The organism is Caldovatus sediminis (assembly GCF_014644455.1).
Lineage (GTDB): Bacteria > Pseudomonadota > Alphaproteobacteria > Acetobacterales > Acetobacteraceae > Caldovatus > Caldovatus sediminis.
In genome coordinates this window covers 95,519-111,922 of sequence record NZ_BMKS01000006.1, presented here as the reverse complement: position 1 = coordinate 111,922, position 16,404 = coordinate 95,519, and the positions used below count along the sequence as shown (strand labels likewise).

Below are 16,404 nucleotides of genomic sequence, written 5' to 3'. Positions count from 1 at the left end.
GCCGCGACGCGCGCCGTCGCGGCAGGGCGCGGCCGCCGCCGGTCCCCGGCGCGCGCCCCGGCCGCGCGGCGCCGGGCCGGTCGCCGCACTGTCGGGCGCTCCCGCCGCGCCCGCCCTCCGATCCCCTGCCTTGCCGGCGCCCCGGATGCCGCGGTGGCCGCGGCGCATCGGCCCCCGCTCGGTTGCACGCGGCGCGCGGACGCGGCACGCTGCCGCGGGTCGCGCATTCGGCATGGCAGGTCGGTGTTCGCGACACCGGCCGGCCACTCGGGTGCGCGCGGCGTCCGGGGGCCGTGGCCGCGCCGAGGCGCCGGACATCGGCGGCGGCGAAGGGCCCGCGCGAAGCGGGCGGAACGAGGAAAGGGCTGGGACAATGAGGTTCAGGGCATTCCTGCATGCGGCGGCGATCGGCGGGCTCCTCGCCGGCCCGGGCGCCGCGCTGCAACCGGCGGCGGCGCAATCCTCGCAGCAGCAGCCGCTGCGCCTGGTGATGAACACCGAGCTGCAGGTCCTCGATCCGGTTTTCACCCCCTCGGTCGTCACCCGCGCCTTCGGCTTCATGGTCTGGGACACGCTGGTCGCGCCCGACAGCCAGGGCGTGATGCGCCCGCAGATGCTCGAGTCCTGGGAGGTCAGCGACGACCGCCTGACCTGGACCTTCCGGCTGCGTCCCGGCCTCGAATGGCACGACGGCACGCCGGTCACGGCGGAGGACTGCGTGCATTCGATCCGCCGCTGGGGCGCGCGCGACGGGCTCGGCCGGCAGCTCATGGCCGCGGCGAAGGAGCTGCGCGTGGTGGACCAGCGGACCTTCGTCCTCGAGCTGGCCCGCCCCTTCGGCCAGGTCCTCGAGGCGCTCGGCAAGGCGGCGACGCTGGTCCCGTTCATGATGCCGGCGCGGATCGCGCAGACGCCGCCGAACCAGCAGATCCAGGAGGTGATCGGCTCCGGCCCCTACCTGTTCCGGCGCGAGGAGTGGCGCCCGGGCGACCGCGTCGTCTTCCGCCGCAACCCCAACTACCGCCCGCGCCAGGAGCCGGCGGACGGCCTCGCCGGCGGCAAGCGCGTGCACTTCGAGCGCGCCGAGTTCGTCTCCATTCCCGACCACTCGACCAAGGTCGCGGCGCTGCAGAGCGGGGAGATCGACTACCTCGAGCGCGCCCCGCTCGACTTCATCGACATGCTGCGCCGCGACCGCCGCGTCGTCGTGACGCGCGGCCTCGGCGGGGGCGAGATCTACGGCGTCATCACCATCAACCACACCCAGCCGCCGTTCAACGACGTGCGGATGCGCCGCGCCCTGCAGCAGGCGATCGACCAGTCCGAGGTGGTCGCCGCGCTCGGCCTGCCGGAGGACATGGTCCACCGCCAGTGCCTGACGCTGTTCATGTGCGGCGGCCCCTTTGCGACCGACGCCGGGACCGAATCGCTGCGCAACCCCAGCCCGGACCGCGCCCGCGCGCTGATGCGCGAGGCCGGCTACGACAACCAGCCGGTGGTGGTGCTGCACGCGCGCGATTCGGCGCTGATAGACCCGATCGCGCAGGTGGCGATCGAGCAGCTTCGCCGCGTCGGCTTCAACCTCGACGTCCGCTCCACCGACTGGAGCACGGTGGCGCAGCTCCGCACCCGGCGCGAGCCGGTGGCGCAGGGCGGATGGAGCCTGACGCCGATCGTCTGGACCGGCTTCGACATGCAGAACCCGATGGCCAACCCGGCGCTGGTCTACAACTGCGCCAACGTCTATCCGGGCTGGTGGTGCGACGAGGGCCAGGTGCCGCTGCTGCAGCGGTTCGCCGCCGAGAGCGACCCGGCGAAGCAGCGCGAGATCGCGGCCCAGCTCCAGGCGCGCGCCATCGAGAACGTCTCGATCGTCACGCTCGGGCAGTTCGCGAGCCCCGCGGTCTACCGCGCCAACCTGCGCGGCGTCCTCGAGGTCGGCTTCCCGGTGCTGTGGAACATCGAGCGGGTCGGACGGTAGGGCGGGCGGCGCCGCCGGCCGGGGAGGGCGCTCAGCCCTCCACCTGCCAGCGCTGGCCGCCGATCATGGCGAGGAACTCCCGCCGCGTGCTCGGGTCGTCGCGGAAGGCGCCGAGCATGCGGCTGGTGACCATGCTCACGCCGTGCTTGTGGACGCCGCGCGTGGTCATGCACTGGTGCGCCGCCTCGATCACCACCGCGACGCCCTTGGGCTGGAGCACGTCCTGGATGGTGTTGGCGATCTGCGCGGTCAGCTTCTCCTGGATCTGCAGCCGCTTGGCGTAGGCCTCGACCACGCGGGCGAGCTTGGAGATGCCGACCACCCGCCCCGCCGGCAGGTAGGCGACGTGCGCGCGGCCGATGATCGGGACCATGTGGTGCTCGCAGTGGCTCTCCAGCCGGATGTCGCGCAGCACCACCATCTCGTCGTAGCCCTCCGTCTCCTCGAAGGAGCGGGCGAGGAGGGCGACGGGATCCTCGTCGTAGCCCGAGAAGAACTCCTCGAAGGCGCGCACCACGCGGGCGGGGGTGTCGCGCAGCCCCTCGCGGTCCGGGTCGTCGCCGGCCCAGCGGATCAGGGTGCGCACGGCGGCCTCGGCCGCCTCGCGGCTCGGGCGGTCCGCGGCGGGCTCGGCGCGGAACGGCGCGGCCGGGAAGGTCTGGATGTTCACGGTCTCGGATGTCCCCAAAGGCGTGGGCCCCCGTTGCGGCGGCCCGCCGTGGCACCGTTCGCCCCCGGCTCGGTCCCGGTCGGTCGAACTGAGATAAGGTGTCGCCACGGCTCGGCAACCATCGCGCCCGGCCTGGCCGCTGTGCTCCCGGCTCAATGGACCTGTCCCGAGGGAAGGTGGGGACTGTCGAGGCTGAAGGCCGGGATGACGACGTCGAAGGCCTCGCCGGTGCCGGTCACGACCATGTGATAGTGCCCGCGCATGAAGCCCGAGGGCGTCGGGAGCGGCGTGCCGGAGGTGTACTCGAAGCTCTCGCCCGGCTCGAGAACCGGCTGCTCGCCCACCACGCCGGCGCCGTGCACGACCTGGGTGCGGCCGAGCCCGTCGGTGATGTGCCAGGTCCGGCGCAGGAGCTGCACCGTCTCCGTACCGAGGTTCTCGATCGTTACGCGGTAGGCCCAGACATGGTGGCCCCGCTCGGGCTGCGACTGGTCGGCCAGGTAGAAGGCGCGCACGGTCACGCGGATGCCGCGCGTCGTCTCCGCAAAGGCGTCCTGACGGCCGGCGCCCGGGCGCGCGCCGCGCGGGCCCGGCGGTGGGTCGGGCGGTGGTTTCGCCATGGCGTTCCTTCCGAGGGGGGATAGTCGGCGGCCGGACCGGGCCTGTCCACACCCCTCGACGGCCGGCCCCCGACGGCCGGCCCGGGCGCGCACCGGCATACGCTCAGAGCGCGTCGAGCGCCGCCGCGAGGTCCTCGATGAGGTCCGCCACGTCCTCGAGCCCGACCGAGAGCCGCACCGTGCCGTCGGTGATGCCGAGGCGCGCCCGCTCCTCCGCCCCGATGCGCATGTGCGTCGTCGTCGCCGGATGCGTCACCAGGCTCTTCGCGTCGCCGAGGTTGTTCGAGATGTCGATCAGCCGCAGCGCGTCGAGCACGCGGAACGCGGCCTCCTTGCCGCCCTTCAGCTCGAAGGTGACGACCGTGCCGCCGGCGCGCATCTGCGCCATGGCGAGCTTCTGCTGCGGGTGGTCGGCGCGGAAGGGATAGAGCACGCGCGCGACCTCGCGCCGCCCGGCGAGGAAGTCCGCCACCGCCGCGGCCGAGCGGCACATGGCGGAGAGCCGGGCCGGCAGCGTCTCCAGTCCCTTCAGGATCACCCAGGCGTTGAAGGGCGAGATCGAGGGGCCGGTGTTGCGGAGGAAGGGCTGCAGCGTGTCCTCGACCCACTTCCGCGGCCCGAGGACCGCGCCGCCGAGCACGCGCCCCTGCCCGTCGAAGTGCTTGGTCGCGGAATAGACGACGATGTCGGCGCCGAACTCCATCGGGCGCTGCAGGAGCGGCGTCGCGAACACGTTGTCCGCCACCACCAGCGCGCCCGCCCGGTGCGCCAGCGCGCAGACCGCGCGCAGGTCCACGATCTCGAGCATCGGGTTGGAGGGCGTCTCGAGCAGCACGAGGCTCGCCGGGCGGCTCAGCGCGCGCTCCCATTGCGCGAGGTCGGCGCCGTCCACGAACTCGCCCGCGATGCCGTAGCGCGGCAGCAGGGTGGAGACGATCCAGTGGCAGGAGCCGAACAGCGCCCGGCTCGCCACCACCCGGTCGCCGGCCTTGAGGTGGGAGAGCAGCGCGGCGTGCACCGCCGCCATGCCCGTCGCGGTGGCGCGGCAGGCCTCCGCGCCCTCGAGCAGCGCCAGCCGCTCCTCGAGCATCGTCACCGTCGGGTTGCCGAAGCGCGAGTACTGGTAGTGCCGCTCGGTCCCGGCGAAGGTCGCCTCGGCCTGCGCGGCGCTGGCGTAGACGAAGCCGGAGGTGAGGTAGAGCGCCTCCGCCGTCTCGTCGAAGCCGCTGCGCATCTGTCCGCCGCGGACGAGGAGCGTGGCGGGGCGGAGCGTGCGGTCGCTGCGGGGCTTGGCCATGGGCGGGGGACCTTCGGAACGGAATTCCGGCCCCTCGCGGTCGGGGACGCGCCAGGGCGCGCCCCGCGGCCGTTTAGCGCGCTTGTTTAGGCTCGCCGCAAGCTGGCCGGACAAATCGCGAGCGCCGCCCCGCCCGGCGCGGGCGGAACGATGGGCGCCCTCTAGCCCGAGGCGCGGTGGCCGGCAAGGGAGCGCGCCCGGCTTCGCCAGGCATGGGGCCGGCCGGACCGGGGCGCGGCGGGAGGCGGGCCGCCGCGCCGCCGGCTCGGGAACGGCCGGCGTGGCGACCGCCGCCGCGCCCGGCGCTTGCCGCTCCGGGCGCCCCGCGCTAACTCTTCCCGCTCGGAATGCGGGCGTAGTTCAGAGGTAGAACGTCAGCTTCCCAAGCTGAATGTCGTGGGTTCGATTCCCATCGCCCGCTCCACCCTCGGATCCTCCGCGAATCCCGGATTTCTGGCGCCTGGCGCGGGCATCCCGTCTGATCGGGCAGTCCCGCGCGGTCCCGGGGCCGACAGGAGGGCGTGCTGCCGAGGGCGCGGCGAAGGCGCGCCCGGCCCGCCCCCTTGAGCGGCCCGGATCGTCTGCCGGTTGACCGCTCGCGGCGACGGGCGAGGCTTCGACCGCCCCGCCGCTCGCCCGCGACCAGCGGCGACAGGAAGCCGGCGCGGGCGGCCGACGTTCCCTCGGTGCCCGCGCCGCCCGACCCCCGGCGGCGCGCGGAACGACGAGGTGATCGCATGCCCGAGCCCATCCCCGCGCCACGCCGCCGCGCCGGCCGCGCCCTCGCGCGCGGCTCCGCCGCTCTCGCGCTCGCCGCCGCCCTGGCGCTGCAACCCGCGGGCGGGGCGGCCCAGACCGCGGCCGGCGGAAGCGCCTTCGCCGCGCCCCTCGCTGCGCCTGCCGGCCCGGCCGACTTCGCCGACCTCGTCGAGCGCGTCGCTCCCTCGGTCGTCGGCGTCGCCGTCGTCGGCCGCGCCGCGGCGAGTCGCGCGCCGGAACTGCCGCCCGAGCTGCGCGGCACCCCCCTCGAGGAGTTCCTGCGCCGGTTCTTCGGCGAGGGCCGGCCGGGCCGCGAGGTTCCGCTCCCGGGGCGCCGCGCCATCGGCCTCGGTTCCGGCTTCATCAGCGATCCGGAGGGCCATATCGTCACCACCCACCATGTCATCGGCAACGCCGAGCGGGTGACCGTGGAGCTCGCCGACGGGCGCGAGTTCCCGGCGCGCGTCGTCGGCGCCGACCCGCAGACCGACATCGCCCTGCTCAAGGTGGACGCGGGCGAGCCGCTGCCCCACGTCCGCTTCGGCGACAGCGACGCGCTGCGGGTCGGCCAATGGGTGCTCGCCATGGGCAATCCCTTCGGCCTCGGCGGCACGGCGACGGCCGGCATCGTCTCGGCGCACGGGCGCCAGATCGGCGCCGGCCTGCACGACGACTTCATCCAAACGGACGCGCCGATCAATCCGGGCAATTCCGGGGGACCGCTGTTCAATACGCGGGGCGAGGTGGTGGGCGTGAACATCGCGATCCTGTCGCCGACCGGCGGCAACATCGGCATCGGCTTCGCCGTGCCCGCCAACCTCGCGCAACGGATCGCCGGCGACCTGCGCGACCGCGGCAGGGTGGAGCGCGGCTGGCTCGGCGTGTCCCTCCAGCCGCTCGACGCCGAGCTGGCCCGGGCGCTCGGTCTGCAGGAGCCGGGAGGCGTGCTGATCGCGGCGGTCGAGCCGGGATCGCCGGCCGCGCGCGCCGATCTCCGCCCCGGCGACGTGGTGGTCGCGGCCGCAGGGCGCCCGGTCGAGCGGCCGCGCGACCTGGCCGGCGCGGTCGCCGCCGCGAGGCCGGGCACGACGCTGGCGCTGACCATCGCGCGCGACGGCACCCGCAGCGAGCGGCAGGTGACGCTCGGCGAGCCTCCGGATGCGCGCGCCGCCGCTCGCCGCGAGCGCGAAAGGCGCGAGGCTGCCGGTGCCGGCGCCCTCGGCCTCGCCCTGGCCCCGCGCCCGGGCGGCCCGGCCAGTCAGGGCGGCGCCGAGATCGCGCGCGTCCGGCCCGGCAGCGTCGCCGAGGAGCGGGGCCTCCGCCAGGGCGACGTGATCCTGCGCGCCGGCGACCGCCCCGTGGCGGGCCCGCGCGACGTCGCCGAGGCGGTGAACGCGGCGCGCGAGGCGGGCCGCCCGGCGATCGCCCTGCAGATCCAGCGGGGCGAGGCGCACGCCTTCGTCGCCCTGCCGCTGGAGCAGCGCCAGGGCGAACGCGCTGCCGATACGGAGACGGGCAGCGGCAATTGAGGCCCGCCTCCGGGTCAGGCGACGCCCGCCGCGGCGCCCCGGCGCCCGGCGGGCTCGGCCCGGATCCGCGGGAACGCGCACGGCCGCGCGCGGCCGTGCCGGACGCGGAGCGCGAGGGCGAGGACCCGGGTCGAGGCGACGAGCCCGGCCGCGCCGGCGGGCGTCGCCCCCGGAAGGCCGTGGACCCGCCGGGGACCGCGTGACACTCTGCCGCCGGGTGGCGGCGACACCGCCGGGCCGCGGGCGCGGCGGAGGGGCCGGCCGACCGGATTCGGGGATTGGGGCAGCATGCGGGAATGCAGGGACGGCGCCGGCATGGCGCCGGCGACGGTTCGTCGGCCGCGGCGCGCGGCCTTCCGGGGCGGGGCGGCGCGATGAGGCTCGCGGGCAAGATCGGCATCGTCACCGCGGCGGCGTCCGGCATGGGCCGCGCCGGCGCGCTCCGCTTCGCGCGCGAGGGCGCGGCGGTCGCGGTCGTGGACCTCGACGCGGCGGCGGCGGAGGCGACGGCGGGCGCGATCGCCGCCGCGGGCGGCCAGGCGCTCGCCCTCGCGGGCGACCTGCGCGAGGACGGCTTCGCGCGCGAGATCGTCCGCAGGACGGTGGACCGGTTCGGCGGCCTCGACTTCGTCTGGAACCATGTCGGACATCCGGGGCCGAGCACGGTCGAGGGCGTGGACATGGACGACTTCGCCCTCGCGATCGACCTCAACCTGCGCACGGTGCTGGTCACCACCGCGGAGGCCATCCCGCATCTGCGCGCGCGCGGCGGCGGCAGCCTGCTCTACACCGCCTCGACCTCGGGACTGGTCGGCTCGCCGAACAGCCCGATCTACTCGATGGCGAAGTTCGGCGTGGTCGGCTTCGTCCGGTCGCTCGCCAAGCGCCTCGCGCCGGAGGGGATCCGGGCGAACGCGATCTGCCCCGGGCCGATCGACACGCCGATGCTGCGGGTCTTCGTCAAGCGCCCGGACCAGCAGACGCCGGCCGGACAGACCGTCGAGGACCTCGTCCGGCGACGCGCCAGCCAGATCCCGTTCGGCCGCCCCGGCCGGCCGGAGGAGGTGGCGAACGCCGCGCTGTTCCTGCTCTCGGACGAGGCCTCCTACGTGACCGGCGTCGCCCTGCCGGTGGACGGCGGCGCGACCGCGTAACGGACGCCCGAGGCGTGGCGCCATCCCTCGGCGGGGCCGTGCCGCCGACGACCGGTCCGTCGGGATCGTGCGGGCCGTCGCGCGGCCCCGTCCCGGCGACTCCTGACGCACCGCCCGCCCGTCCGCAGCGTCCCCGCCGATCGGGCCCGGGGCGGCCGTCTGCGCCGGATCGGCGGCGCCGCGGGTGCCCCGACCCGCGGCGCCTGGTGTCCGCGCCTTCCTCGCGCAGCGTGGCGGCCGGCGGGCGCCGGTGCCGCCTTCCCGGAGTCTCAGCCTCTCCGGCTCCCCCTCCCCCGTCCCGTCACGAGCGGATGCGCGCGCCGGCGGGGTCGTAGGGCGGCTTCAGCGTGACCCGCGCGGCGAAGCGCTCGCCGGCGATCTCGATCTCGTACCGGCCGGCGGTGACGAAGGCGGCGTCCGCGCCGTGCTCGCAGCCGACGTAGCCGAGGCCGACCGAGCGCCCGACGGTGTGCCCGAACATGCCCGAGGTGATGTGGCCGACCATCACGCCGTCCCGCCAGATCGGCTCGTTGTGGTAGAGCAGCGGTGCGGGGTCCTCGAGGATGAAGGCGGCGAGGCGGCGCGTCGGGCTGCAGCCGCGGCGCGCGAGCAGCGCTCGCTGCCCGATGAAGCCGCCGGGCTTGTCCCAGGCGACGGCGAAGCCGAGGCCGGCCTGGATGGGATCGTCCTCGTCCGTGATGTCGTGGCCCCAGTGGCGATAGGCCTTCTCGATGCGCAGCGAGTTCAGCGCGTGGTAGCCGGCGAGGCGCATGCCGTGCGGCGCGCCCGCCTCCATCAGCGCCTCGAAGACGCCGGGGGCGTATTCGGCGGGCATGTGCAGCTCCCAGCCGAGCTCGCCGACGTAGGTGATGCGCGTGGCCCAGACGCGGGCGTAGGCGAGGTCGATCTCGCGCGCGGTGGCGAAGGGGAAGCCCTCGTTGGAGAGGTCCTCCGACGTCAGCGCGGATAGGATCTGCCGCGATCTCGGCCCCATCAGCGACAGCGTGGCGTAGGCGGAGCTGGCGTCCCACGCGGCGACGCGCGCCTCGGGCGGCAGGTGCCTCCTCAGCCAGGCGAAGTCGCGCGTCTGCGACGCGGCGGCGGTGACGATGCGGAAGCGCGTCTCGCTCTCGCGCGTCACGGTGAGGTCGGCCTCGATGCCGCCGCGCTCGTTCAGCCACTGGGTGTAGACGACGCGGCCGGGCGGGACGGCGACGTCGTTGGCGCAGATGCGGTTCAGCGCGGCCTCGGCGTCCGCGCCCTCGACGACGAACTGCGCGAACGAGGTCTGGTCGAAGAGGCCGGCCGCCTCGCGCACGGCGCGGTGCTCCTCGGCGGAGGCGGCGAACCAGTTCTGGCGGCCGTAGGAGTACTCGTATTCTGGCCTCATGCCCGGCGGCGCGAACCAGTTGGCGCGCTCCCAGCCAGCGACCTCGCCGAAGCAGGCGCCGGCGGCGGCGAGCCTGTCGTGGATGGGCGAGCGGCGCACGCCGCGCGCGGTCTCGGGCTGCCGGAACGGCCAGTGCATGGCGTAGAGCAGGCCGAGCGCCTCCACCGTGCGGTCGCGCAGGTAGCGCGCGTTGCGCTGGAAGGGCATGGCGCGGCGGATGTCCACGTCCCACAGGTCCATCGGCGGATGGCCGTCGAGGATCCAGTCGGCCAGCACGCGCCCGGCGCCGCCGGCGGACTGGATGCCGATGGAGTTGAAACCCGCCGCCACATAGAGGCCGGGCAGCTCCGGCGCCTCGCCGAGCAGATAGCGGTCGTCGGGCGTGAAGCTCTCCGGGCCGTTGAAGAACAGCCGGATGCCGGTGCGCTCCAGGACGGGCAGGCGGCGCGAGGCGGCCTCCAGCAGCGGCGCGACATGCTCCATGTCGTCGGGCAGGTGGCCGAAGCTGAAGTCGGGCGGCACGCCGCCCATGCCCCAGGGCTTGGCCCGGGTCTCGAACCAGCCGACCAGCAGCCTGCCCGGCTCGGGCTTGACGTAGGTGCAGAGGTCCGGGTCGCGCAGCACCGGCAGGTCCGGCGGCAGCTCCGGGATCGTCTCGGTGACGACGTAGAAGTGCTCCGCCGCGTGCAGCGGGACGGTGACGCCGGCCGCGGCGGCGAGGCCGTGCGCCCACATGCCCGCGCAGTTCGCCACGGCCTCGGCGCGCACCGGCCCCCGGTCGGTCATCACGCCGGCGACGCGGCCGTTCCCGGTCAGGATCGCCGTGACGGAGACGCCCTCCTCGATCCGCGCGCCGCCCATGCGCGCGCCCCTGGCCAGCGCCTGCGTCACGTCGATCGGGTTCACGTAGCCGTCGCGCGGCAGGTGGACGGCGCCGACGATGTCGCGGGCTTCCATGAGCGGCCACATCGCCGCGGCCTCGGACGGACCGAGCACCCGCACCTCGAGCCCGAAGCGGCGCGCCATGGAGGCGCCACGGCGCAGCTCCTCGAAGCGTGCCGCCGTCGTCGCGACGGCGAGCGACCCGCTTTCGCGGAAGCCGGTCGGCTGGCCCGTCTCGGCTTCCAGTCCGCGGTAGAGGCCGGTGGTGTACTGCGCGAGGCGCGTGAGGTTCTGCGTCGCGCGCAGCTGACCGACCAGGCCCGCGGCATGCCAGGTGGTGCCGGCCGTGAGCCGGTGCCGCTCGAGCAGCAGCACGTCGGCGCCGGCGCCGCGCTTCGCCAGATGGTAGGCGAGCGAGCAGCCGACGACGCCGCCGCCGATGATGACGATGCGCGCCCGATCGGGGAGTGACGGCATGCGATGCGATCCCTCGGGGATGACAGGGAAGGACTTCCGCCATCGGGGGCCTGGAGCCGGCCCCGGGCGCCGCCGGGCGGATCCGGCGCGTTCGCCGCGCCGTCCGGGCTGGGAGCCGCCCGGACCCGCGCGACCTTCTCGGCGGATCGGCGGCCTTGGCGTGGCGGTCGTTCGGCGGCGCCGCGGCCCGTCCCGCAGCCGGGCCCCGGCCCGGGCGCGGGGCATGCCGGGCGCGAACGGGCGCGGCGCGCGCGGAGCCCGGCCCCGCGCGCGGCCTCGGCCGAGCGTGCTGGGCGCTGGGGCCGGTCGGCGAGACCGTGGCCCGCGCGCCAGGACCGCGGCGCCGGATGCACTGCGGCATGGGCGGTCTCCGGAATTCGGCATCGGGCCGGCTGCGGCCGGCCTCGTTCCGCCCCGCCCCGTTCTCGCGCGCCCGCCGCGACGGGCCGGCGACGGCCGATGCGCGCCCCGCTCGCCGCATCAGCCGGCCGGCGGAACCTCGGCCGCTCCCTGCAGGCCGAGAAGGGCGCGCGGGTGGCGTCGGCGGGCGGGTCCGGGCCGGGCGACCGCGACGGCCGGGGCCATGGCGTCGGGCATGGTGCGCGTCTCCTCCCTCGTCGTCCGGGGGTCGCCCGCCGGTGCGCGGCGATGCTAGTGCGGGGCGTCGTCGCGGCGAAAGGCCCCGCCCGCGGGGTTGACCGGTGCGTCGCGCCCGCAGCATCGTTCCCGCCGGCCTGCACAACGAACGACGGGATCGCGCGCATGCTGCCTTCGCCCCTCGCTCTCGCCGCGAGACATGGCTGACCGATGGCGGCCTGGCGCATCGGCGTGGACATCGGCGGCACCTTCACGGATGTCGCGCTGGTCGAGGAAGGCAGCGGCCGCATGGCGGTGGCCAAGGTCCTCACCACCCCCCAGGACTTCGCCGAGGGCGTGCTCGAGGGGCTGAGGCGCGGCCTCTCCGAGCAGGGAATCGCGCCGGACGCCGTGACCCTGCTCTCGCACGCCACCACGGTGGTGACCAACGCCCTGCTCGAGCACAAGGGGGCCAGGGCCGCCTTCGTCTCCACCCGCGGCTTCCGCGACATCCTGGAGCTGCGGCGCAGCGCCCGCGCCGACCTCTACGACCTGTTCCAGGACGGGCCGAGCGTGCTGATCCCGCGCCGCCGCCGCTTCGAGATCACCGGCCGCATCGACGCGCAGGGCGAGGAGGTGACGCCGCTGGCCGAGGAGGAGGTGCCGGCCCTGGTGGAGGCCATCCGCGCGAGCGGGGCGGAGACGGTCGGCGTCTCGCTGCTGTTCTCCTTCCTCAACGACAGCCACGAGAGGCGCCTCGGCGCGATGCTGCGCGAGGCCCTGCCGGGCGTGCGGGTGTTCCTCTCCTCCGAGGTGCTGCCCGAGATCCGCGAGTACGAGCGCGCCAGCACCACCGCCGTCTGCGCCTATGTCGGCCCGCTGCTGGCCGGCTACCTCGCGCGGCTGCAGGAGGCGACGGCGGACCTCGGCCTGCCGAGGCTGCACGTGATGGGCAGCAGCGGCGGCATGCTGGACGTGCCGGAATGCCTGCGCATGCCCGCCGCGGTGGTGGAGAGCGGCCCCGCCGCCGGCGTGGTGGCGGCGGCGCTGATCGGCCGCCAGCTCGGCATGACGAACATCCTCTCCTTCGACATGGGCGGCACCACCGCCAAGGCCAGCGTGATCGCGGGCGGCGAGGTGACCGTCACCGCCGAGTACGAGGTGGGCGGCGGCAGCAACGCCAAGCGCTGGATCGCCGGCACCGGCCACCCCATCCGCGTGCCGGTCGTGGACCTGGCGGAGGTGAGCTCGGGCGGGGGCAGCATCGCCTGGGTGGACCCGGGCGGGGCGCTCAAGGTCGGCCCGCACAGCGCCGGCGCCACGCCCGGTCCCGCCGCCTACGGCCGTGGCGGCACGCGGCCCACGGTGACGGACGCGGACATCGTGCTCGGCTACCTGGACGCCTTGCTGGACGGCCGGCTGAAGATCGACCGCGCGGCGGCCGAGCACGCCATCGCCGAGCACGTGGCCAACCCGCTGGGGCTGACCGTGCAGCAGGCCGCGGCGCGCATCGTCGAGGTGGTGAACGCCAGCATGTGCGACGCGCTGCGCATCGTCTCGATCGAGCGCGGCCACGACCCGCGGGAGTTCAGCCTGATGGCGTTCGGCGGCGCCGGCCCCGTCCACGCCGCCTTCCTGGCCGAGGAGCTGGGCGTGCCGGAGGTGGTGGTGCCGCCCGCGCCGGGCGCCTTCTCGGCGCTGGGGCTGGTGGCGACCGACCTGCGGCGGGACTTCTCGCGCACGCTCTACATGTCGCTCGAGGGCGCCGACCCGGCGCGCATCGCCGCGGCGGTGCGGGCGATGGAGGCGGACGGCCTGGCCATGCTGGAGGCCGCCGGCGTGCCGCCCGGGCGCCGCGCCCTGCAGCGCCTGGCCGATTGCCGCTACCGTCGCCAGGCCTACGAGCTGACCGTGCCCATGCAGGACGGGCCGGTGACGGAGGAGACGCTGCGCGCGCTCTCCGCCGCCTTCCACGCGAAGCACCGCCAGACCTACGGCCACGCGAACGAGCGCGAGCCGGTGCAGCTCGTGAACCTGCGCCTCACCGCGCTCGGGCGGCAGCCGGCGCTGACGCTCGCCCAGCCCACCGGTGGCGGGGCGCGCGGGGCGCGCGAGCGCACCGCCATCTTCGGCGGCGTGCCGCAACGGACGCGCGTGCTGTGGCGCGAGGGCCTGGCCGCCGGTGCCGCCGTGCCCGGCCCTGCCGTGATCGAGGCGCTGGATTCCACCACCGTCGTCCCGCCCGGCTGGACCGCCCGCGTCGCCGAGCACGGCCTGCTGCGCATCACCCGGGGGAGCTGAGACCGATGGCCGAGAACCCCGTCCTGCGCGGCATCGACCCCGCCCGCTTCGAGGTGGTGAAGAACGCCCTGCTCTCCGCCGCCGAGGAGATGAAGATCGTCCTGGCGAAGACCGCCTATTCCCCCCTGCTGAAGGTCGCCGGCGACTATTCCTGCGGCATCTTCAACGCGCGCGGGGAGATGGTGGCCCAGGGCCCCGACCTGCCCATCCATCTCGGCTCCATGCCCGACGCGGTGCGCAGCGTGGCGCAGGCCTTTCCGGACGTGGCCGAGGGCGACGTCTTCATCCACAACGATCCCTACCGCGGCGGCTCGCACCTGCCCGACGTGAACGTGGTGATGCCGGCCTTCCACGGCGGGCGCCTGCTCGGCTTCGGCTGCGTCCGCGCGCACTGGCCGGACGTGGGCAGCGCCACGCCCGGCAGCTACGGCGCGACCACCGAGATCTACGGCGAGGGGCTGCGCCTGCCGCCCGTGCGCCTCTACCGCAACGGCGAGCCGGATCCGGGCATCGAGGCCATCATCCTCGCCAATGTCCGCACGCCCTCCGAGCGGCTGGGCGACCTGCGGGCCCAGGTCGCCGCCAACCGTCGCGCGGTGGAGCGCATGGTGGGCCTGGCCGTGAAGTACGGCACGGACGAGCTGCTGCGCATCATGGACGCCATCCTCGACTACTCCGAGGCGATGATGCGCCAGGCCCTGCGCGCCCTGCCCGACGGCGAGGCGGCGTTCGAGGACGTCCTCGACGGCGACGGCGTGGTCGAGGCGGGCGAGGCCGAGGACCGCACCTTCAGGGTCCGTGTCGCCCTCCGCAAGCGCGGCGACGCGATCGCGGCGGACTTCGCGGGGTCCGACCCCGCCGTGGCCGGGCCGATGAACGCCCCGCTCAGCGTCACCGCCTCGGGCGTCTACGCGGCGCTGAAGATGATCGTGGACCCGACCAACCTGATCCCGCCGAATTCGGGCTGCTGGCGCCCGGTCTCGGTCACCGCCCCGCCGGGCAGCGTGGTGAACGCGCAGGAACCCTCGCCGGTGGTCTACGCCAACCACGAGATGTCGCACCGCGTCTCCGACATGGTCTTCGCGGCGATGTTCCGGATCGCGCCGGACCGGGTGATGGCGGGCTCCCAGGGCACCAGCGGCGTCACCACCTTCGGCGGCGTGGACTACCGCACCGGCGAGCCCTTCGTGAGCTACGAGAGCACCAAGGGCGGCTTCGGCGCGCGGCCGGTGAAGGACGGCATCAACGCCATCGCCTCCGTCATCTCCAACATGCTCAACACCCCGATCGAGGTGCTGGAGATGAGCGCGCCGCTGCGCGTCGAGGAGTATTCCCTGGTGCCCGACAGCGGCGGCGCCGGCACCTGGCGCGGCGGCCTGGGCGCCCGGCGGTCCTGGCGCATCCTGGGCGGCGACCTGCGCGGCGCCATGTGCTTCGAGCGGCTGGTGACACCCCCCTTCGGCCTGGCCGGCGGCAAGCCTGGCGCACCCGGGCGCGTCTGGATGGAACTGCCCGACGGTACCCGCTGCCGCGTCCCCGGCAAGGGCGCCTACACCGCCCCCGAGGGGGCGCTGGTGACGGTGGAGGCGCCGGGCGCCGGCGGCTACGGCCCGCCCTCCGGCCGCGACCGCGCCGCGCTGCGCGAGGACCTTCTGGACGGCTACGTGACCCCCGAGGCCGCGGCGCGCGACTACGGCGTCACGGACCCCTGACGCGCGGCCCCGCCGGTGCCGGGGAAGCCCGCCTGATCAACGCAGCGCCGCCCTTGCGGGGGCCGCCGGACGCAGGGGTCGCCCATGCATGCGTCCGCCCCGCGGGCCGATCGCGGACGGCCGGGAACGGTCGTCGGGCGCGTGATGCACGTGCGGTCCCCCGCGCCGCAAGCCGCCGACCGCGCCGGACCTGGCCACGCCAGGGGGACGCCGGCCGGGGCCGATCCACCGCCACCGCCGTCGCCCGAACAGGGAACCGCCGCGAGCACGGCCGGCATCCGGATGCCATATGCCCGGTCGCGGCGCTTCGGCGGTGGGGCGTGCGCGCGCCCCCTCAGCCCGCCGCCGGCGCGTCGCCCCGCGCCGCGATCTCGCGCAGCAGCTTGCGCCGCACCGCCTGGCCGAAGCTGTCGAAGTCCTCCGCGGCGATGACGAAGGCGCCGGGGCCGCCGATCACCCGATCGCGGAAGTAGGCCTCGAGCGCCGGGCCGACGCCGAGGGGGGGACGATCGTTCAGGATCGGCAGCCCGTTGATCGTGATGCCCTCCGCGACGGCGCGGTCGCGCGCCTCCTCGACCGGGGGGCCGCTGTTGTTCACCCCGTCGCCGGAGACGTCGATCACCCGGCGCGTCGCCTCCCACGGCACCGCGGCGAGCACCGCCTGCGAGAAGGCGATGCCGCCCGAGATCGAGGTCCGCCGCTCCGCGACGCGCGGCGCGCGCTCCAGCGCCTCCGCCCAGGCGTTCGCGTCGGCCTGCGTCGCGACGCGGGTCCAGGGGATGACGAGCCGCTGGTACTCGATGCCGGCCCACTCGACGTAGGCGAGGGCGACGGCGCCGATCATGCCGCCGCGGATGGCGGCGACGATGCGCGGGTCGCTCACCGCCCGCCGGTAGCCCTCGCGCTGCAGCCGCGCCTCGTCCTCGTCGATCGAGCGGGAGACGTCCACGGCCAGCACGATCGCGACGTCCACCGCCTCCTCCGCGGCGGCGCGGCGGGGGGCGCCGAGGGCGGCGGCGCCGCCGGCGGCGAGAAGGATCCTGCGGCGCATCGCTC

At 75.5% G+C, this 16,404-nt stretch carries 10 protein-coding genes, 1 tRNA gene and 1 riboswitch; of the genes, 6 read left to right on the top strand and 5 right to left on the bottom strand.

Annotated elements, in window-relative coordinates; all coding sequences use genetic code 11:
- Nucleotides 1-373 precede the first annotated feature (373 nt).
- Nucleotides 374-1,981, top strand: coding sequence for an ABC transporter substrate-binding protein (locus IEX99_RS11645; protein ID WP_188900383.1), 1,608 nt, complete (start codon nt 374-376; stop codon nt 1,979-1,981).
- Between the two features lie 31 nt (nt 1,982-2,012).
- Here the strand turns inward: IEX99_RS11645 and folE are convergent, their stop codons facing one another.
- From folE to metZ, 3 genes are all read right to left on the bottom strand, one after another.
- Complete coding sequence (gene folE, locus IEX99_RS11640; RefSeq protein ID WP_188900381.1) at nt 2,013-2,651, bottom strand: GTP cyclohydrolase I FolE; 639 nt, start codon at nt 2,649-2,651, stop codon at nt 2,013-2,015.
- A gap of 152 nt (nt 2,652-2,803) precedes the next feature.
- Entirely contained in the window at nt 2,804-3,271 is a 468-nt protein-coding gene (gene apaG, locus IEX99_RS11635; RefSeq protein WP_188900379.1) for a Co2+/Mg2+ efflux protein ApaG, read from the bottom strand.
- Nucleotides 3,272-3,374: 103 nt separating this feature from the next.
- Nucleotides 3,375-4,568 (bottom strand): O-succinylhomoserine sulfhydrylase, encoded by a 1,194-nt coding sequence (metZ, locus tag IEX99_RS11630; RefSeq protein ID WP_188900377.1) that lies wholly within the window; start codon nt 4,566-4,568, stop codon nt 3,375-3,377.
- Between the two features lie 53 nt (nt 4,569-4,621).
- A riboswitch (SAM riboswitch) is annotated at nt 4,622-4,700 on the bottom strand.
- 217 nt (nt 4,701-4,917) lie between these two features.
- On the opposite strand from metZ, the gene IEX99_RS11625 reads away from it, so the two are divergent.
- The 3 genes from IEX99_RS11625 to IEX99_RS11615 all read left to right on the top strand — a co-directional run bounded on the left by IEX99_RS11625 (nt 4,918) and on the right by IEX99_RS11615 (nt 8,010).
- Nucleotides 4,918-4,992: transfer RNA gene (locus IEX99_RS11625), tRNA-Gly, on the top strand.
- A gap of 313 nt (nt 4,993-5,305) precedes the next feature.
- Nucleotides 5,306-6,856, top strand: a complete 1,551-nt coding sequence (locus IEX99_RS11620) for a Do family serine endopeptidase (RefSeq protein ID WP_188900375.1) — start codon at nt 5,306-5,308, stop codon at nt 6,854-6,856.
- Nucleotides 6,857-7,230: 374 nt separating this feature from the next.
- Nucleotides 7,231-8,010 carry an SDR family NAD(P)-dependent oxidoreductase gene (locus tag IEX99_RS11615; RefSeq protein ID WP_188900373.1) on the top strand — a complete coding sequence of 260 codons (780 nt, stop codon included), beginning with the start codon at nt 7,231-7,233 and terminating at the stop codon, nt 8,008-8,010.
- A 301-nt stretch (nt 8,011-8,311) separates the two neighbouring features.
- Here IEX99_RS11615 and IEX99_RS11610 read toward each other — a convergent pair whose 3' ends face one another.
- Nucleotides 8,312-10,759 carry a GcvT family protein gene (locus IEX99_RS11610; RefSeq protein ID WP_188900371.1) on the bottom strand — a complete coding sequence of 816 codons (2,448 nt, stop codon included), beginning with the start codon at nt 10,757-10,759 and terminating at the stop codon, nt 8,312-8,314.
- Between the two features lie 807 nt (nt 10,760-11,566).
- On the opposite strand from IEX99_RS11610, the gene IEX99_RS11605 reads away from it, so the two are divergent.
- The gene (locus IEX99_RS11605; RefSeq protein WP_188900369.1) at nt 11,567-13,636 is read left to right on the top strand and encodes a hydantoinase/oxoprolinase family protein; all 2,070 of its coding nucleotides are present in this window, start codon (nt 11,567-11,569) and stop codon (nt 13,634-13,636) included.
- A gap of 5 nt (nt 13,637-13,641) precedes the next feature.
- The gene (locus tag IEX99_RS11600; RefSeq protein ID WP_188900367.1) at nt 13,642-15,348 is read left to right on the top strand and encodes a hydantoinase B/oxoprolinase family protein; all 1,707 of its coding nucleotides are present in this window, start codon (nt 13,642-13,644) and stop codon (nt 15,346-15,348) included.
- Between the two features lie 334 nt (nt 15,349-15,682).
- Here IEX99_RS11600 and IEX99_RS11595 read toward each other — a convergent pair whose 3' ends face one another.
- Nucleotides 15,683-16,399, bottom strand: coding sequence for a DUF1194 domain-containing protein (locus IEX99_RS11595; protein WP_188900365.1), 717 nt, complete (start codon nt 16,397-16,399; stop codon nt 15,683-15,685).
- Between the last annotated feature and the right edge of the window lie 5 nt (nt 16,400-16,404).

Excerpts from the sequence above, each read along its gene's own strand:
- IEX99_RS11645 (WP_188900383.1), top strand. The coding sequence starts at position 374 with ATGAGGTTCAGGGCATTCCTGCATGCGGCGGCGATCGGCGGGCTCCTC.
- apaG (WP_188900379.1), bottom strand. The coding sequence starts at position 3,271 with ATGGCGAAACCACCGCCCGACCCACCGCCGGGCCCGCGCGGCGCGCGC.
- metZ (WP_188900377.1), bottom strand. The coding sequence starts at position 4,568 with ATGGCCAAGCCCCGCAGCGACCGCACGCTCCGCCCCGCCACGCTCCTC.
- IEX99_RS11620 (WP_188900375.1), top strand. The coding sequence starts at position 5,306 with ATGCCCGAGCCCATCCCCGCGCCACGCCGCCGCGCCGGCCGCGCCCTC.
- IEX99_RS11615 (WP_188900373.1), top strand. The coding sequence starts at position 7,231 with ATGAGGCTCGCGGGCAAGATCGGCATCGTCACCGCGGCGGCGTCCGGC.
- IEX99_RS11610 (WP_188900371.1), bottom strand. The coding sequence starts at position 10,759 with ATGCCGTCACTCCCCGATCGGGCGCGCATCGTCATCATCGGCGGCGGC.
- IEX99_RS11605 (WP_188900369.1), top strand. The coding sequence starts at position 11,567 with ATGGCGGCCTGGCGCATCGGCGTGGACATCGGCGGCACCTTCACGGAT.
- IEX99_RS11600 (WP_188900367.1), top strand. The coding sequence starts at position 13,642 with ATGGCCGAGAACCCCGTCCTGCGCGGCATCGACCCCGCCCGCTTCGAG.
- IEX99_RS11595 (WP_188900365.1), bottom strand. The coding sequence starts at position 16,399 with ATGCGCCGCAGGATCCTTCTCGCCGCCGGCGGCGCCGCCGCCCTCGGC.